Below are 15,740 nucleotides of genomic sequence, written 5' to 3'. Positions count from 1 at the left end.
ATCGATGCATGTCCGCCACCGTGGCGGCAGGCTATTCAAGGAGCTTCGAGCGCAGTGACCATCGATTTTGAAGAATCAATCAAGCCATTTTCCTGGACGGAATATGAAGGCAGCTATTCGGTAACCCTCACCGTGGGGGAGTACAAGGCCGAAGTCTTCAGGCGCAGAAGGGAAGAGGGCTTTTTGGGTACCGGCTACGACTGGGTGTCGTTGGCGCTGGTCTTCCTGAACGAGAAGATGCCCGAACTTTCTGATCAGATCGATTTTGATCCCGAAGCCGATACCTTCTGCGCGTATTCGGAAGATAGCGACGCGCTCAAGGCGTTTAGCCTGGCCTTCAAGGCCGCGTGCGAAGACTGGCGCCTGGTGCAAGATTTGTTTTCACGCGCCGAGCTGGATTGATTTTTCGAAGCGGGCCAGTCGAATGGGGCAGCCGAATATTTCGATGATTGAAACTCGCTTGTTGCGGCAGTTCGTCGCCGTTGCCGAAACCTTGCATTTCAATCGCGCGGCGCAGCGTCTGCACATGGCGCAACCGCCGCTTAGCCAGGCCATACGCCGTCTGGAAACCGAGATCGGCGCAACCCTGTTCGAACGCACCAACCGCAGCGTGGCGCTGACACCGGCTGGCGCCGCGTTCCTGGAATCGGCCCGCCGTATTCTTGATTCGCTGGAGGAAGGCGTGGCGCACGCGCGGCGTGTGGCGCAGGGCATGGACGGGCATCTGACGCTGACGTTCATCAACATCTCGCCTTACGCGTCGCTGCTGCGCGCGTTGCGTGATTTTCGCAGTGCTTACCCGGCCGTCGCATTCACGCTGCAAGAGGCCACCACGCAGGAACAGGTGCAGGCGCTGGAGGCCGGCCGGGCAGATATCGGCTTCATGCGCGCGCCGGGCGCCACCACGCCCAGCCTGCAATTCGAGACCCTGCTAAGCGAGCCCATCCACGTGGCATTGCCGGCAGAGCACCCGCTGGCTGTCGCCGAGGTGGTGGATCTGGCTGCATTGAAGGACGAGCCCTTTGTGGCGTCGCCGCGGCGGCTGGGGCAGGGCTTTCATGATCAGTTGATTCAGCTGTGCCAAGCGGCGGGTTTCGTTCCACGCGTGGCGCAAGAGGCTCGGCAGTTGCAAACGGTGGCCGCGCTGGTGTCGGCGGGCTTTGGCGTGGCGCTGTTGCCCGCGTCGCTGGCCCAGCCGGGGCGGGGCGATATCGTGTTCCGGCCCATTGCGGTGGATGCGCCTGCGCCGATGCAGCATCTGGATCTGCTGATGGCGTGGAACCCGGGCCAGGTGTCTCCCGTGCGCGACCGCCTGATCGACGCGATTCGTCAGATCAAATAAGACTTTTAGCGTCTTATTAGCTAATAAATAATATATTTTACGGCCTGAGGGCGTTTCCCTAAGCTCGGCATTCTTGTTGCTGAGTCGGAATGCTCCATGCCTGTTGCTGTCTATTTGTTCTCCGTCTGCACGTTTGCATTCGGCCTGTCTGAATTTGTGGTGGCGGGGCTTGTGTCTGCCATGGCCGATGGCTTGCACGCCCGGATCGAAGCAGTGGGCAGCGCCATCGCCGCCTACGCCTTTGGCGCGGCCATTGGCGCACCCTTGATTACGGCGCTGGTGTCCCATTGGCGAGACCGCCGCATTCTGGGCTGGGCGATGGCCGTGCTGGCGGTGGGCAGCGCGTTGATGAGCGTGTCTGCAACCCTGCCCATCTTGCTGGTCGTGCGCTTCGGCGTGGGGTTGGCGCATGGCGTGTTCATGGCGGTAGCGTCCGATGCGGCCACCCGGCTGGTGGACGAGGCACGCGCCGGCCGGGCGGTGGCCGTCGTGTGGATCGGTCTTACTCTGGCGCTGGCGTTGGGCGTGCCGCTAGGCACTTTCCTTGGCAGCGTCTGGTCCTGGCGCGCAGTGTTTGCCGCCATCGGCGTGCTGGCGCTGGTTGGGATGGCCGGCTTGTGGTGGTGCATGCCTGCTCGCGACGCCGGCGCGCAATCGCCGCAACACCGGCCCAGCGCCTGGGCGGGTTTGCGGGCCATCGCCCACCCGCGCATGCTGATGACGGCGGGGGTGGGCGCGCTGGTCAGCGTGGCGACGTTCTGCTTCTTCACCTTCATTTCGCCTTATCTGCTGCAAATCTCGGGGGCAGACGTCACCTGGCTCAGCACCGCGATGCTGCTGTTCGGCCTTTTCTCCATTGCCGGCAACCTGCTGGGCGGTTACCTGGTCGACAAGATGGACCCGGACCGCGCCGCGCTGCTGGCGCTGACGGGGCTGGCCGCCACCTTGCTGGGGCTGTACCTGGGCAGGGATTCCGCCTGGATGGTGGTGGCGTTGGCGGGGGCGCTGGGGCTGGTGTTCTTCTGCATCGTGACCGTGCTGACGCTGCGCCTGTTGAAGCTGGCGCAACGCCACGCGCCGCAATCCACGGCGGTGGCCGCTGGCCTGAACATTGCCTCGTTCAATTTGGGAACCGCGGTGGGAGGCGGGCTGGGCAGCCTGACGATCGCCTGGGCGGGGCTGCCGGCGCTGCCCGTGATGGGGGCGGTGGCGGCTGGGGCGGCGATGGCGGCGGTCTGGCTGCAATCGTCTCGAAAGCGCCTCAGGCAAGCGGCCTGACCCCCAATGCAGGGCGCGGTGCACCGGCCCCCGCAAAGACCATTTCCGTGAAAGCCCGGAGTCCTTTTACAATCATGGGTTGCGTGTAATTCTGGACTGCGTGAGATGTCAGACGTTTTGAGTATCGAGTCCCTGGATCTGGAAGCCAGGGGGATCGCCCGCCGCGACGGGAAAGTGGTGTTCGTGGAAGGCGCTTTGCCGGGCGAGCGGGTCACCACCGTGACGCTGCGCCGCAAGCCGTCCTATGAGATTGCGCGGGTGGACGAAGTGCTGCGCCCGTCGTCGCAACGGGTGGTGCCGCGTTGCCCGCACTTTGGCGTCTGTGGCGGCTGTGCCATGCAGCACCTGGAGCCCAGCACGCAAGTGGCCATCAAGCAGCGTTCGCTGGAAGACACCTTCTGGCACGTGGGCAAGCTGCGCCCGGCGCTGATTCTGCCGCCGTTGCAAGGCCCGACCTGGGGCTACCGCTATCGCGCGCGCCTGTCGGTGCGGGTCGTGCCGAAGAAGGGCGGCGTGCTGGTGGGCTTTCACGAGCGCAAGAGCAGCTACGTGGCCGACATGCGCGAATGCCATGTGCTGCCGCGTCACGTCAGCGACTTGCTGATGCCGCTGCGCGCGATGATCGGCTCGATGTCCGCGCCCGACCGCATGCCGCAAATTGAAGTGTCGCTGGGTGAAGGCGTGACGGCGCTGGTGCTGCGCCATCTGCTGCCGCTGACCGATGGCGACATCGCGATCCTGCGCGCCTTCGCCGCCGAGCACAACGTGCAGTGGTGGTTGCAGTCCAAGGGCCCGGACACCGTCCATCCGCTGGAGCGCGAGCACGACGACACGCTGTCCTACACGATGCCGGAGTTCGGCCTGCGCATGCCGTATCGGCCGACAGACTTCACGCAGGTCAACCACGCCATCAACCGCGCGATGGTGTCGCGCGCGTTGAAGCTGCTGGACGTGCAGCCCACCGACCGCGTGGCCGACTTGTTCTGTGGCCTGGGCAACTTCACGTTGCCGCTGGCCACCCAAGGCCGCGAAGCCGTGGGCGTGGAAGGCAGCAAGGCGCTGACCGACCGCGCGTTTGACGCCGCATCGCGCCATGGCTTGGGCGACCGCACCAGCTTCGCCACGCTGAACCTGTTTGAAGTGGATGCGCATTGGCTGCGCAGCCTGGGTTACTTCGACCGCATGCTGATCGACCCGCCGCGCGAAGGCGCGCACGCCGTGTCGCAGGCGCTGTCGGAATTGTCGGTGGAAGAACGGCCGCGCCGCATCGTCTACGTGTCCTGTAACCCGGCCACGCTGGCGCGCGACGCCGCCATCCTGGTGCATGAAGGCGGCTATGTCTTGAAGAGCGCCGGCGTGATCAACATGTTCCCGCACACGGGCCACGTGGAATCCATCGCCGTGTTCGAATCGCTGGATGCGGCGGGTGTTGCGGAAGTGAAGGAACGCGCCCGTCAGCGCGCCATCCAGGCCGCGGCTGATGCCATTGCGGCGGAAGAAGCCAAGGCTGCTGCGGCGGCGGAGAAGGCGGCGTCCAAGCAAGCGGCGACGGATGCGTATCACGCACGCGTTGCGGCGGAAGCGGAACAGGCAGAGCAGGCTGAACAGGCCGAACAGGCCCCGGGCGAAGCGCAAAGCTAGTCCCAAGCAAACGGGCCGGTCGCAATGCCGGCCCGTTTGCTCCGGCCTGTTTGCTCCGGTCCGTTTGGAGTTTGATGCGTCTGAGCCGGCAGGCCTTGGTGGCTTGCCGACGCGTCTGCGCCGACGCCTCTTAGTGCGACTGCCCCAGGTTCTCAAGAATCGGGCAATCCGGCCGGTCGTCGCCATGGCAATGCTGCGCCAGATGCTTGAGCGTGGCCGCCATGTCGCGCAGGGCTTGCGCCTTGCGCTCCAATTCCTCTACGTGTTCCAGCGCAATCCGTTTGACGTCGGCGCTGGCGCGGCTGCGGTCCTTCCAAAGCGCCAGCAGCTCGTTCATCTGCTCCACGGAAAAGCCCAGGTCCCGCGCGCGGCGCACGAAGCGCAGCGTGTGCAGATCATGGTCGCTATACACGCGGTAGCCCGAGTCGGTGCGCACGGCCGGGCCGATCAGGCCGATGCTTTCGTAGTAGCGGATCATCTTGGCCGAAATGCCCGAGCTTTTTGCGGCTTCGCCGATATTCATCATGGGTCTCCGGTAGATCAGGCCTGCGCCGCGCGCGGCCGGAACGCCTTCAGGCGCAACGCATTACCCAGCACGAAGACGCTGGACAAGGCCATCGCGCCCGCGGCGAAGATGGGCGACAAGGACAAGCCGAACGCCGGATACAAGGCGCCGGCCGCCAGCGGAATCAGCGCGGCGTTGTAGGCAAATGCCCAGAACAGGTTCTGGCGGATGTTGGCCAGCGTGGCGCGGCTGAGCGCGATGGCGTTGGGCACACCGTGCAAGTCGTCGGCCATCAGCACCACCGACGCGGCTTCGATAGCGACGTCCGTGCCGGTGCCGATGGCGATACCCGTGTCGGCCGCCGCCAGCGCCGGCGCATCATTGATGCCGTCGCCCACGAATGCCACCTTGCGGCCGCCTTCGCGCAGCGTGTGGATGGCGTCCACCTTGCCGTCGGGCAGCACTTCGGCGCGCACCTCATCAATGCCCAGTTGGCGCGCGACGGCGTTGGCCGTGTAGCGGTTGTCGCCGGTGATCATGGCGGTCTTCAAGCCTTGCGCATGCAGCGCCGCGATGGCGGACACGGCCGACGGCTTGATCGGGTCCGTTACGGCCATCATGGCGGCGGCCTGGCCGTCGATCGCCACATAGATGGGCGTCTTGCCTTCATTGCCCCAATCCGTGGCGCGCGCGCCAAACGCACTGACGTCCACGCCGCGCTCGGCCATCAAGCGCGCGGCGCCCGCCAGCACCTTGCGGCCGGCCACGGTCGCTTCAACGCCCGCCCCGGTGATGGCGGCAAAGCCGTCGGCAGGCAGCAGTTCCATCTTGCGTTCCGATGCGGCGGCCACAATGGCCAGCGCAATCGGATGCTCTGACCGCGCTTGCACCGACGCCACCCATTGCAGAACGTCGTTGCCGTCATGGCCCGCAGCCGGTTCCAGTTCCGTCAGCGTGGGCTTGCCCAGCGTCAGCGTGCCGGTCTTGTCAAAGGCCACCACGTTCACATCACGCAGCGTTTGCAATGCATCGCCCTGGCGGAACAGCACGCCCATGTCGGCCGCGCGGCCCGTGCCCACCATGATGGACGTGGGCGTCGCCAGCCCCATCGCGCAGGGGCAGGCGATGATCAGCACGGCCACGGCGTTCACCAGCGCATGCGAGAGCGCGGGCGAGGGCCCCAGGAAAAACCACGTCAGGAAAGTGAGCAGGGCGGCGGCCATCACGGCGGGCACGAACCAGGCGGTGACCTGATCGACCAGCGCCTGGATGGGCAAACGTGCGCCTTGGGCCGCTTCCACCATGCGGATGATGCGGGCCAGCATGGTGTCGGCGCCCGTGTGCGTGACGCGCAGCGTGAAGCTGCCCGATGTATTCAAGGTGCCGCCCGTGGCTTGCATGCCGGGCTGCTTTTCGACGGGCACCGGTTCGCCGGTCAGCATGGATTCGTCAACGTAGGACGTGCCTTCGATGATGTCGCCATCCAGCGGAATCTTTTCGCCCGGCCGCACGACGACGATGTCGCCCGTTTTTACCTTTTCGATTTCCACATCCAGCGCCTGGCCATCACGCATGACGCGCGCCGTGCGCGGTTGCAGGCCGATCAAACGTTTGATGGCGGCGCCGGTCTTGCCCTTGGCGCGCGCTTCCAGCATGCGGCCCAGCAGGATCAGCGTCACGATGACGGCGGCGGCCTCGAAGTAGACATTGCGCGCCGCTTCGGGCAGCCAATCGGGGGCGAAGGTCGCCACCACCGAATAGCCCCACGCTGCGCCTGCGCCCAGCGCGACCAGCGAATTCATCTCGGGCGCGCGGCGCCACAGGGCCACAAACCCCTTGGTGAAGAAATGGCGGCCCGGCCAGACCAAGACCGCAGTCGTCAGCACAAACTGAAGCAGCCAGCTGTTTTGCTGGCCGATAGTGGCAAGCACCCAATGGTGCATGGCGGGAATCAGGTGGGAACCCATTTCCAGCAGGAACACGGGCAAGGTCAGCACCAGCGCCACCGTGAAGGCGCGCTGCAAGCGCTGGGCTTCGGCGTCCCGCGCTTGGGACTGGCGTTCGGCGTGGTTGTCCTGCGCGGCAATGGGCCGCGCTTCGTAACCCATCTTGATGACGGCATCGACCATCGCTTGCGGCTGGGCCGAGGACGGGTCATACGACACCAGCGCGCGTTCGGTCGCCAGGTTGACCTGAGCCTGGGCAACGCCGGGAACGTGGGTCAGGGCCTTTTCCACGCGCTTGACGCACGACGCGCACGTCATGCCTTCAATGGCGAGTTCCAACTGGGTGGTTGAGGGGCTGGCAACGCTCATGGCTGTTCTCGTTTTGGAGGGGAGCTTGCAGTTTCATCCTTCCCATCGTGGGAAGGTCAAGCGCCATTCTACGCTTGACCTTGCCATGATGGGAACGTTTAAAGTTCGCTCCATGGCGTGGAAAAAACGTCCCGCTACCCTGAAGAACTTACGGAGAAAAACGATGAGCATCGAATTCCAAGTGCCTGACATGACTTGCGGCCATTGCGTGAAGACCATCACCGGCGCCGTGAACCAGGCTGCCCCGGGCGCGACCGTTACCGTGGACCTGCCCACGCACCGCGTGACCGTCACGGGGACGGACCAGGCTGACAAGGTCGAAGCCGCCATCCGCGATGCGGGCTACGAGCCGGCGCGCGTATAAGCCTGCATGCTGCACTGCTGGAAAGGCGGTTTATGATAGATCCTCTTTTCCAGCAGTTATTTGTTCATTGCAAAAAGCTATCGATCAATTTAGTTAATTAAATTTGCTTAATCGATAGCTGAGATTTATCATTCTTTCCATGGTGGTTAAACAAACCCCGCTACCCAAGGAGAGATTTGAATGCTGCAAAACCGCGAAGGCCAACGTGTTCCGAACGTAACGTTCCCCGTCCGTGAAGACAACACGTGGAAGAAGGTCACGACCGACGATCTGTTCAAGAACAAGACGGTTGTCGTCTTCTCGCTTCCCGGCGCTTTCACGCCGACCTGCTCGTCCACCCACTTGCCGCGCTACAACGAACTGGCTCCCGCGTTCTTCAACGCTGGCGTTGACAGCATCGTCTGCGTGTCGGTCAACGATACGTTCGTGATGAACGAATGGGCCAAGGACCAGGAATCGGCCAACATCACGCTGCTGCCCGACGGTAACGGCGCGTTCACCGAAGGCATGGGCATGCTGGTCGACAAGAGCGACCTGGGCTTCGGCAAGCGCAGCTGGCGCTATTCGATGCTGGTGAAGGACGGCGTCGTCCAGAAGATGTTCATCGAACCGGAAAAGGAAGGCGACCCGTTTGAAGTGTCGGACGCCGACACGATGCTGGCTCACATTGCCCCCACGGCCAAGAAGCCCGACCAGGTGGTCGTGTTCTCCAAGCCGGGCTGCCCGTTCTGCGTGGAAGCCAAGGCGCTGCTGGATGAAAAGGGCTACGCCCCGATCGAAATCCCGCTGGAAAACAAGGTCCGGGGCCGTGTGATCGGCGCTGTGTCCGGCAAGGGCACCGCTCCCCAGGTGTTCATCAATGGCGCGCTGATCGGCGGCCTGGAAGACCTGAAGGCGCACTTCGCAGCCTAAGTCGGTCAGCCAGTCTGTCAGCCGGGCAGGGGAGCATTCCCCGCCTGGCCGGCGTAACGGGGCGGCGCAGGTTCGCCGTCCCGTTGCCGCCGGGCTGAGGCTGACACGTTAAAGCCCGCCGAGTTGAAGGCCAGGCCAGGCCGCTCGAGTTTCCCTTTTTACGCACCCTTATCGCATGCCTGCTGCGGCCCGTCACGGGCGCCGCCGGACGCTGTTCGTCCCAAGGATGCGTAATAAGGCGGAACTCGCCTTTTGAATCCCTGCTACCCGCAACCTATGGGGGAACCCCAATCATGAAAACTCTGCACACCGATATCGCCGTCATTGGCGCCGGCACCGCCGGTCTGGCCGCTTATCGCGCCGCGAAGGCCGCGGGCAAGCGCGCGCTGCTGATTGAAGGCGGACCCTATGGCACCACCTGCGCCCGAGTGGGCTGCATGCCGTCCAAGCTGCTGATCGCCGCGGCCGAAGCCGCCCACAACGCCGCGCATACCGAGGCGTTTGGCGTGCACGTCAGTGGCGAGATCTCGGTAGACGGCGTGGAAGTGATGGACCGCGTCAAGCGTGAGCGTGACCGCTTCGTGGGCTTCGTGCTGGAAGGCGTCGAGAACATTCCCGCCGACGACAAGCTGCGCGGCTATGCCCGCTTCGTGTCCGATACGGTGCTGCGCGTGGACGAGCACACTGAAGTGCATGCGTCGCGCGTTGTCATCGCAACGGGGTCGCGCCCGTCGGTGCCGCCGCCGTTCCGCGCGCTGGGCGACCGCCTGGTCGTGAACGATGACGTGTTTGCGTGGGACGACCTGCCGCGCCGCGTGGCCGTGTTCGGCCCCGGCGTCATCGGGCTGGAACTGGGGCAGGCGCTGGCGCGGCTGGGCGTGGATGTGCGCGTCTTTGGCGTCAGCGGCAGCCTGGGCGGCATCAGCGACCCGCAAGTGCGCCAGTCCGCCCGCAAGATTTTCCAGCGCGAGTTCTATCTGGACCCGGATGCCCGAGTGCTGGAAACCACCCGCGTGGGCGACGAAGTGGAAGTGCGTTACGTGACGCTGGATAACAGCGAACGTACGGAACGCTTTGACTATGCGCTGGTAGCCACGGGCCGCCGCGCGAACGTGGACGGCTTAGGGCTGGAGAACACGTCGCTGGAACTGAATGCGCACGGTGTGCCGGTGTTCGACCGCGAAACGATGCAGGCGGGCGATTCGCCCATCTTCATCGCGGGTGACGCCAATGCGGATGCGCCCTTGTTGCACGAAGCCGCGGACGAAGGCCGCATCGCGGGTGAAAACGCGGCGCGCTTCCCCGAGGTGCGCCAAGGCTTGCGCCGCGCGCCGCTGGCGGTGGTGTTCTCGGACCCGCAGATTGCCTTGGCGGGGCAGGGTTATGGCCGGTTGATCCCGGGCACGTTCGTGGTCGGCGAAGTGGATTTCAGCGATCAAGGCCGTTCGCGCGTCATGCTGAAGAACAAGGGCATGCTGCATGTGTACGCCGACATTGCGTCGGGCCGCTTCCTGGGCGCCGAAATGGTGGGGCCGAGTGCCGAACACATCGGTCACCTGCTGGCCTGGGCCGTGCAGCAGGAACTGACGGTGGCGCGCATGCTGGAAATGCCGTTCTACCACCCGGTCATCGAAGAAGGCCTGCGTACCGCGTTGCGGGATGCGGCGGCGAAGCTGGCTCGGGCGCAGGAAGCGTTGCGTAGCGAGGCGGCGGAGCAGGAAACGGTGTGATGGGTTAAGCGCGATCGTCAGCGGTGTGCTTGTGATCGCCGTATCGCGCTTCGCCCATCGCGCGAAACCCATCACTCGGTCAAAAAAAATGCCGCGATCAAAAATCGCGGCATTTTTTCGTTCGCACAAAACCCGTCAATCGTCCGACTGCTTCTTCGGCACGGGGAACGGATTCTCGCGGTATTGCAACGTAAAGCCTGCGCGTTCGTCCTGCCCCAGTTCGCGGGCCAGGTACGGCATCGCTTGCTTGAGCCCTTCGTGCAAGGTCCACGGCGGGTTGATCAGGAACATGCCGCTGCCGTGCAGGCCGTAGCCGTCAATCGTCGCCTTTTTGACGGTCAGCGTCGCGTGCAGCCAGCTCTTGACCTTCAGGTTTTCGAAATGGCGGGCCATTTCGCTGGCTTCACGGCGTTGCACCAGCGGATACCACACGGCGATCGTGCCGGTGGCGAAACGCTTGATGCATTCTTTCACCGTGATCAGGGTGCGGCGGTAGTCGTGCTTGTCTTCGTACGACGGGTCGATCAGCACCATGCCGCGGCGCGTCGGCGGCGGCAGCAGCGCTTTGACGCCTTCGAAACCGTCGTCACCGTAGATGGTCGTCTGGCGTTGCGCAGCGCGGCCCTGGTGTTCCAGGTTGACGACCAGCGTGTCGATTTCGGTCGGGTGCATTTCGAACAGGCGCAGCCGGTCCGACGGGCGCATCACGTCCAGCGCCAGCCACGGCGAACCGGGGTAGCGCTTCAGGCGGCCATTGGTGTTGTAGTCGCGGATGCGGGCCACGTAGTCGGCCAGCAGCGGCGGCAGGTCTTTGGCGTCCCACAGGCGGCCAATGCCGTCGACGAACTCGGACGTTTTGTTCGCCCAGTCGCCGTCCAGGTTGTACAGGCCGGCGCCGGCATGCGTGTCCACGACCCAATAGGGCGCGTCTTTTTTGTTGAAGTAATCCAGGGTGTGAACCAGGATGGCGTGCTTGAGCACGTCGGCATGGTTGCCGGCGTGAAAGGCGTGGCGGTAACTGAACACGGGGCGTTCTGCCTCAGGCGGCCGGCCGGATCGCGGCCAGCTCGTCGGTGAAAATGCCGTCAATACCCCAGTCCAGCAGCAAGCGGGCGCGTTCGGGGTCGTTGACGGTCCAGGCCGCGATCCGGTAGCCGGCGGCATGCACGGCGTCGATCAGTTCGCGGGTTGCGTCTTTCTGGTTGATGTTCAGGGCGACGCAGTCGTATTTGACCAGACGTTCGCGCCAATCGGCGGGAACCTTTTCCACCAGCAGCGCGCGCGGGATCTCGGGCGCCACTTCCAGCGCGGCTTGCAGCGCTTCTTCGGCGAACGAGGACAGCAGCGGCGGCGTGCTGGCGCCTGCCCACAATTGCTTGCAGGCCAGCGCCACGGCGGCGCCGGTTTCGGCTTCGCGGCCGGGGCAGGGCTTGATCTCGACGTTGCTGGCGATGTGGTTGGCGACCGTGTAGCGGGCGACGGCGGCAAACGTGGGCAGCGGTTCGCCGGCGTAGGCGGCCGAGTGCCAGCTGCCGAAGTCCAGTTGCGCCAGTTCGGCGTAGGTTTTGTCCGCGGCCGGGCCTTGCCCGTTTGAGGTGCGATCGACGTTGTCGTCGTGCATCAGCACCAGCACGTTGTCGCGGCTCAGCTTCACGTCGTATTCGAACATCGTGAAACCGTGCTCGGCGCCCACGCGCATGGCGGCCAGCGTGTTCTCCGGAGCCAGACGACCGCCGCCGCGGTGCGCGATGTAACGGGAATAGGGCCAGGACGGGAGTTTTGCGGTCATTTTGGTGTTGCTTGGGGTTCTTATGGACAGGGTTGCAAGGATACTCCTTCTTGGGGGGCGATTTGAGGGGGGAGCGGGCCCGGCATTGGCACAGGCCCCAGCCCTGGCTCAAGGCACGGGCTCAAGCGCGGGCGCCAGTCGCAGGCACTCTGCCGCCGGGCCATGACGGGCCGCGGCGGCGAACCAAAGCCGCTTACTTCGACGACACCTTGTCCTGCGACACGTCCATGATCATCCGGCTGGCCAGATACAGACGCGGCACGATGCTGTTGATCTGGATGTATTCCGCATCATTGGAGTGCGCGCCAAAGCCGCTCAGGCCCATGCCTTCGATCACCGGGCCACGCGCCTTCAGGGCCGCAAAGGCGGCATCGGTGCCGCCGCCGCTGGCGCGGTCAACCACCTTCATGGGCAGATCCAGCTCCTGGTAGATCTTCACGCCGTGCTGCGCCAGTGCGCGGGACGCTTCGGTGGCTTCCAGCGGCGGGCGGCGCACTTCGAACTTCACGCTGACCTTGGATTCCGGTAGCAGCTTTTTCTGCACGCGCTCTTCCAGCGTGCGCGCCAGGGCGTCAAAGTCCGACACGCGCAGCGCGCGGGCGTCGGCTTGGGCGGTGGCCTGGCCAGGAATGACGTTGCGGTTGGTGCCGGCCTGGGCCACCGTCCAGTTCAGCTTCAGCCCGTCTTCGGGCTTGGACAGCTTGTCCAACTGCAGCAGCTGGTGCGCCAGTTCATATAACGCGTTCACGCCGCCTTCGGGGCGGGCGCCCGCGTGCGAGGTCTTGCCTTGCACCGTCAGGTACGCCGCGCCGATGCCGCTGGTGGCCAGCGTCAGGCGGGGTTCCACGCCGCCGCCTTCAAACGAGAAAATGGCGTCCTGGTCCGCGCCCAGGCGCGTGATGGTGCTGCGGGCGCCGGGCGAGCTGATTTCCTCGTCACCATTGATCAGCACCGTCAACGTGCCGAAATCGCGGAAACCCAGCTTTTGCAGCAGCGTCAGCGTGTGGATGATGGTCGCGACCCCGTGCTTGTCGTCAGCGATACCCAGGCCGTAAGCCTTGTCGCCATCCACCCGGAACGGCTGGTCTTTCAGCATCCCGTTGCGGTAGACCGTGTCCATGTGCGCGATCAGCATGATTTTCTTGGTGCCGGTGCCCTTGAATTCGGCGTGGACCATGGGGCCGACCTTCTCGGGGGTGTCGTCCAGGCGGAACACGTCGGTGGCCGGGATGATATCCACCGTGCCGCCCAGCGCCTTCAACCGGTCGCGGATCAGTTCGGCGATGCGTTCGACGCCTTCGACGTCCTTGCTGCCGGACTCGATATTGACCAGGTCCCGCATGGTGTCGAGCATGCCCTGCTTTTGGGCTTGCGCGGCCTCGTGCACGGGGGCGACGGGGGCGGCCAGCGCGGCGTGCGCGCCGCCCAGAAAGGCCAGAGCAAGGCAGGTGCGCAGGACGTGCAGGCGGGGGGAGGTGAGTGGCATTGATCGAACCCTTTAACTGTTGCTTAGGAAAGGGGCGCCGGCGGAGGTCGCGGCGTCGGGCGGCATCGCGTTGCGCGAGGCCAGTCCCGGCACCCAAGATACGGACGCGGAAAGGCGCCCGAAATAGGTATTTCCCGGGTTGACGGCGCCCGGGTTCCATGCGGCGGGGACAGATCCAAGGGGTTCGGAAAAATCTGAAGAGAATCTCAAGCTCCCATATGAATGAGAAATGCTAAAATCCGCCCGCTGATCCGGTAATAACCGGTATGGGAATAGGGCGAATCGACTTCGCCTTTTTTTATGCGTTTTCGTGCGGCTCTGGGTGGACACCCCCGGAGTGCGGCAACAGGGATTCCATGTTCGAATTTATTCGCAGCCATCGGCGCTGGATGCAGCTCATCCTGCTGCTTCTGATTGTGCCGTCCTTCTTCCTGGTCGGGATTCAAGGCTATGACAGCTTCATGCGCAAAGAGCCTGAGTTGGCGACTGTCGCCGGCCAGCCTATTTCGCGTGCCGAGTTTGATCAGGCTCACCGCAACCAGTTGGAGCAGATGCGTGCCCGTATGGGCGCACGCTTTGACCCGGCATTGGTCGACACCCCGGCCATGCGCGAGCGCCTGCTGAACGAGCTGATCAATCAGCGTTTGCTGGCCAACGTTGCCGTCGACAACCGTTTCACGGTGTCGGACGAAACGCTGCGCAACACCATCGCCGCCATTCCGGAAGTGCAGGACAACGGCCGCTTCTCGCCCGAGCGCTATCGCCAGGTGCTGGCGGCGCAAGGCATGTCGCCGACGTCGTTCGAAGCCGGCCTGCGCCGTGATCTGGCGGTTGCCCGCGTGCTGGAGCCCGTTGGCCAATCGGCCCGCGCGCCCGCTGAAGTGGTGGCCTCGCTGGAAACGGCGTTGACGCAGCAGCGCACGGTGCAATTGCGCCGCTTCGCCGCCGCCGACTTCCGCTCGCAAGTGACCGTTACCCCGGCTGATATCCAGGCCTGGTACGACGCCAACAAGCAGCAGCTTCAAATTCCCGAGCAGGTTCAGGTGCAATACCTGGTGCTCGACGAAGCCGCCGCCACGCAGGGCATTCAGGTCAAGGACGAAGACCTGAAGGCCTACTACGAGCAGAACAAGAACCGCTTCGGCCAGCCCGAACGCCGCCGCGCCAGCCACATCATGATCGAGCTGGCGCCCGGCGCCTCGGAAGAGGCTCGCAAGGCTGCCCGCGTGAAGGCCGATGACCTGGCTCGCCAGGCTGCCGCCGACCCGGCGCAGTTTGCTGAACTGGCCCGCAAGAACTCGCAAGACGCCGGCTCGGCCACCAACGGTGGCGATCTGGGCTGGCTGGCGCCGGGCATGTTGTCTGGCCCGCTGGAAAAGGCGATCTTCAGCCAAGCCAAGGACCAGGTGTCTGGCGTGGTCGAAAGCCCGTCCGGCCTGCACATCATCAAGGTCACTGAAATTCAGCCCGCCGCCATCAAGCCGCTGGCCGAGGTCAAGGACCAGATCACCGGCGAAGTGCGCAAGCAGCTTGCCGCCGTGCATTTCTCGGAAATGGCCAGCCAGCTGAACAAGCAGGTCTATGACCAGCGCGACAGCCTGCAACCCGCCGCCGATGCCGTCGGCCTGAAGCTGCGCACCGCCACGGGCGTCACCCGCGAAGGCCTGCTGCCCGCCGACAAGGTTGGCCCGGGTTCGGCTGCCGACAGCCCCGATGCCGAAGTGCTGGACAACCCGCGCGTGCGCCAAGTGCTGTTCTCGCCCGACGTGCTGCGTGAAAAGCAGAACTCCGGCGTGATCGAACTGTCGCCCGCCATGATGGTGGCCGTGCGTGTCGCCAACATTGAGCCGGCGCACATTCCTGCACTGGACAAGGTCACCGAATCCATCCGCGCCAAGCTGATGGACGAGCGTTCGGCCGAAGCCGCCAAGAAGGCCGGTGAAGCTGCGCTGGCCGCCGATAAGGCCAACCCGGCGGCGGCGCCTGAAGGCTTCTCGCCTGCCGTGGTCGTGTCGCGCCAAGATCCGAAGGACGTTCCGCAAGCCGTGGTGGACGCCGCCATGCGTCTGCCGTCTTCGCCGTTGCCCGGCTACGCCGGCGTGCAATCGGGCGTGGACTACACGCTGGTTCGTCTGGAAAAGATCGAAGCCGGCTCGGTGGACGCGTCCGCCAAGGAACGCCTGACGCAGCAGTTGTCGGGTGGCCTGGGCCAAGCCGAAGCGGAAGCGGTCGTGAAGATGCTGCGCGAGCAGTACAAGGTGCAGGTGCTGCCCAACGCCGCTGAAGTCATCCGCGGCGAAGCGCCGCAAGCGGCGGGCTGACCCCCCTGGGGCGTACCCGCCTGGGGCTGACTCGCCCGGGGCGTACCCGTCTGGGGC

Annotated in this window: 13 protein-coding genes; 8 read left to right on the top strand and 5 right to left on the bottom strand. The window is 64.7% G+C overall.

Translation table 11 applies throughout. The features are described from left to right. The first annotated feature begins 54 nt into the window (after positions 1–54). The 4 genes from AC1DB0_RS00815 (at position 55) to rlmD (ending at position 4,261) form a co-directional block, all read left to right on the top strand. Positions 55–402, top strand: a complete 348-nt coding sequence (locus tag AC1DB0_RS00815; protein ID WP_054421790.1) for an Imm51 family immunity protein — start codon at positions 55–57, stop codon at positions 400–402. Between the two features lie 43 nt (positions 403–445). Next, positions 446–1,342, top strand: coding sequence for a LysR substrate-binding domain-containing protein (locus tag AC1DB0_RS00810; RefSeq protein ID WP_476758573.1), 897 nt, complete (start codon positions 446–448; stop codon positions 1,340–1,342). A 96-nt stretch (positions 1,343–1,438) separates the two neighbouring features. Beyond that, complete coding sequence (locus tag AC1DB0_RS00805; RefSeq protein ID WP_476756798.1) at positions 1,439–2,620, top strand: MFS transporter; 1,182 nt, start codon at positions 1,439–1,441, stop codon at positions 2,618–2,620. 105 nt (positions 2,621–2,725) lie between these two features. Further along, positions 2,726–4,261 carry a 23S rRNA (uracil(1939)-C(5))-methyltransferase RlmD gene (gene rlmD, locus AC1DB0_RS00800; RefSeq protein ID WP_346550011.1) on the top strand — a complete coding sequence of 512 codons (1,536 nt, stop codon included), beginning with the start codon at positions 2,726–2,728 and terminating at the stop codon, positions 4,259–4,261. A gap of 130 nt (positions 4,262–4,391) precedes the next feature. On the opposite strand, the gene cueR is transcribed toward rlmD, so the two are convergent. Together cueR and AC1DB0_RS00790 are read right to left on the bottom strand one after the other, a co-directional pair. Then, on the bottom strand, positions 4,392–4,784 hold the full coding sequence (gene cueR / locus AC1DB0_RS00795; RefSeq protein ID WP_054421795.1) for a Cu(I)-responsive transcriptional regulator: 393 nt from the start codon (positions 4,782–4,784) through the stop codon (positions 4,392–4,394). A 17-nt stretch (positions 4,785–4,801) separates the two neighbouring features. Next, a complete protein-coding gene (locus AC1DB0_RS00790) occupies positions 4,802–7,081 on the bottom strand; it encodes a heavy metal translocating P-type ATPase (RefSeq protein WP_476756799.1) in 2,280 nt (759 codons plus the stop codon). A gap of 163 nt (positions 7,082–7,244) precedes the next feature. Between AC1DB0_RS00790 and AC1DB0_RS00785 the strand changes: the two genes are divergently transcribed. From AC1DB0_RS00785 to AC1DB0_RS00775, 3 genes are all read left to right on the top strand, one after another. Next, positions 7,245–7,445, top strand: coding sequence for a heavy-metal-associated domain-containing protein (locus AC1DB0_RS00785; protein ID WP_175169035.1), 201 nt, complete (start codon positions 7,245–7,247; stop codon positions 7,443–7,445). A gap of 180 nt (positions 7,446–7,625) precedes the next feature. Continuing rightward, entirely contained in the window at positions 7,626–8,357 is a 732-nt protein-coding gene (locus AC1DB0_RS00780) for a glutathione peroxidase (protein WP_054421800.1), read from the top strand. 293 nt (positions 8,358–8,650) lie between these two features. Then, positions 8,651–10,087 (top strand): dihydrolipoyl dehydrogenase, encoded by a 1,437-nt coding sequence (locus AC1DB0_RS00775; protein ID WP_454669039.1) that lies wholly within the window; start codon positions 8,651–8,653, stop codon positions 10,085–10,087. A gap of 135 nt (positions 10,088–10,222) precedes the next feature. Here the strand turns inward: AC1DB0_RS00775 and AC1DB0_RS00770 are convergent, their stop codons facing one another. The 3 genes from AC1DB0_RS00770 to AC1DB0_RS00760 all read right to left on the bottom strand — a co-directional run bounded on the left by AC1DB0_RS00770 (position 10,223) and on the right by AC1DB0_RS00760 (position 13,362). Further along, the gene (locus AC1DB0_RS00770; RefSeq protein ID WP_054421803.1) at positions 10,223–11,113 is read right to left on the bottom strand and encodes a 23S rRNA (adenine(2030)-N(6))-methyltransferase RlmJ; all 891 of its coding nucleotides are present in this window, start codon (positions 11,111–11,113) and stop codon (positions 10,223–10,225) included. Between the two features lie 13 nt (positions 11,114–11,126). After that, entirely contained in the window at positions 11,127–11,876 is a 750-nt protein-coding gene (ugpQ, locus tag AC1DB0_RS00765; RefSeq protein ID WP_054421805.1) for a glycerophosphodiester phosphodiesterase, read from the bottom strand. A gap of 193 nt (positions 11,877–12,069) precedes the next feature. Continuing rightward, entirely contained in the window at positions 12,070–13,362 is a 1,293-nt protein-coding gene (locus tag AC1DB0_RS00760) for a M20/M25/M40 family metallo-hydrolase (RefSeq protein WP_175169034.1), read from the bottom strand. A gap of 356 nt (positions 13,363–13,718) precedes the next feature. Between AC1DB0_RS00760 and AC1DB0_RS00755 the strand changes: the two genes are divergently transcribed. Beyond that, on the top strand, positions 13,719–15,683 hold the full coding sequence (locus AC1DB0_RS00755) for a SurA N-terminal domain-containing protein (RefSeq protein WP_054421809.1): 1,965 nt from the start codon (positions 13,719–13,721) through the stop codon (positions 15,681–15,683). The last annotated feature ends 57 nt before the right edge of the window (positions 15,684–15,740 follow it).

It is taken from the genome of Achromobacter sp. 10T422, from assembly GCF_056394065.1.
Note: the sequence above shows the minus strand (reverse complement) of the source record. Positions and strands in the feature narration are given on the sequence as shown.